1 protein-coding gene is annotated in these 630 nt (G+C 40.0%); it reads left to right on the forward strand.

Annotated elements, in window-relative coordinates; all coding sequences use genetic code 11:
- A partial coding sequence (locus GW534_RS16000; RefSeq protein ID WP_246204225.1) for a DDE-type integrase/transposase/recombinase occupies nucleotides 1-630 on the forward strand: 630 nt, incomplete at both ends.

Consider the following 630-nt stretch of genomic DNA (forward strand, 5'->3'; position numbering starts at 1 on the left):
ATGAATGCCCGTATTATCAAAAGAAGCGAAATGGGATGTCCTCAAAGGAAAAGAAACGTTTTAAAAAGGACCCGCAAGCATTTAAAATGAGATACATTTACCGAAAGTTTCGTATTGATTTCCAGCCTTTATCCAAGGAATCTCCGGAGCTTCCAATAGTCGACCTATCAAGAATCTATTCATCACCACATGTATTAGGGCTTACTTTGACCTATCATGTGAATTATGGGCTTTCAGCCCGTAAAACAGCGGCCATTATGCAAGATGTTCATGGTGTAGCCATTTCTCATCAGACAATCCTGAATTACGTAAACAGTGTGGCTCTTATTCTTAAGCCATACATCGATCACTATCCATACGAATTGTCTGATCAATTCTGTGGTGATGAAACCTACATTCGAGTAAACGGCCGTTGGCATTACTTGTTTTTCTTTTTTGACGCCGTGAAAAAGATTATTCTTTCTTACCCGGTATCTCCCAACCGAGATACAATTTCCGCCATTCGTGCGATAGATGAAGTTCTCCTAAAGATGGAAGATATTCCTGAGAACCTGACATTCGTAGTAGATGGAAATCCAATTTATCTTCTTGCCCAACACTTCTTCGCACAGAACGGCATTTCATTCGATA

It is taken from the genome of Pallidibacillus pasinlerensis, assembly GCF_009996845.1.
GTDB classification, from domain to species: domain Bacteria; phylum Bacillota; class Bacilli; order Bacillales; family Caldibacillaceae; genus Pallidibacillus; species Pallidibacillus pasinlerensis.